Source organism: Candidatus Thermokryptus mobilis (genome assembly GCF_900070205.1).
In the GTDB taxonomy this organism is placed as follows: domain Bacteria; phylum Bacteroidota; class Ignavibacteria; order Kryptoniales; family Kryptoniaceae; genus Kryptonium; species Kryptonium mobile.
Genome location: NZ_FAOO01000025.1, coordinates 8,821 through 9,971 on the forward strand (window position 1 = coordinate 8,821; position 1,151 = coordinate 9,971).

1 protein-coding gene is annotated in these 1,151 nt (G+C 38.3%); it reads left to right on the plus strand.

What is annotated here, in order from left to right; genetic code table 11:
* Positions 1-1,043: FlgD immunoglobulin-like domain containing protein (locus FKZ43_RS10660; RefSeq protein WP_219916528.1), on the plus strand; the 1,043-nt coding region annotated here is incomplete at its 5' end.
* Positions 1,044-1,151 lie beyond the last annotated feature (108 nt).

Consider the following 1,151-nt stretch of genomic DNA (forward strand, 5'->3'; position numbering starts at 1 on the left):
GCGGTTGGAATATGATGATTAGGGCAACCTTTGCTTACACTGATACGACGAGACCAAATCTTGTCGTCGGATTTTTCCAGAACCCAATCTTCAGCGAACGACTTGATGTTTTTGTCGCAAGTCAATCAAAACTTAATAAAAATAATCTTTCAGGAACTTTAACCCAGGGTTCAAATGTCGTTAATCTGGTCTTCCAACCGGTTCCAAACTCAAACGACAAAGTTTTCGTTGACAACAACATCACACTAAGCTCAAGCGGAACAATTGAGATACGTGTAAGGGGAACGGCAAAATATGGATTCATTTACTCCGATACCGCCTATACATTTAATGTTCAATTTCTCCAATCTGTTTCGGGTGGATATATTGCCTCAACGGATGGGAAAATGGAAGTTGAATTCCCGCGTAATTCTCTTAAAGGTGATGCATACATCATTGCCTTCACTGGAAACTCTGATGTCACAAATACGGAAATTGAGAATATAAACTCAAGGTTTAGTCAAATTTACACTGTTAGCCCCGTTGGATATGAATTGACGAGTCCAGCTATTTTAAAAATTTACCTTGACCCGGTGAAGATATCATCAATTCCGATTGATGAATTGACGATCGCCTATTGGGATGGGACAAAATGGGTTGGTTTAAACTCAATTGTTTCTTCAAATGGCGAATTCATCACGACTGAAATTAGCAGGCTTGGTCATTTCATAGTGACCCGCAAGAGCGAAGTCACAATGGTTGAACTTCCAAGAGTTGAGATACCGCAAAAATTTGAACTTTATCAAAACTATCCAAACCCGTTCAATCCAGCGACGAGCATCTCATTTGACTTAGCTGAAGATGTTTTTGTGACTCTAAAAATCTATAACATACTTGGTCAAGAGATCAGAACTCTTGTGAGTGATTTTAAGCCAGCAGGTAGGTATACGATCGTTTGGGATGGTAAAGATAATAAGGGAAATGTCGTTGGATCTGGGATTTATCTTTATAAAATCACGGCTGGGAAATTCACAAAGACAATGAAAATGGTTTTAGCAAAATAAAAAATGGAGAGCAAAATGAAAATGAAAAGGTTTTTGGCGAGTTTAATTTTGATCACTTTAACTTTATCTTTCTTCATAGGCTGTAAAAAGCAAACAACAGGACCGAGC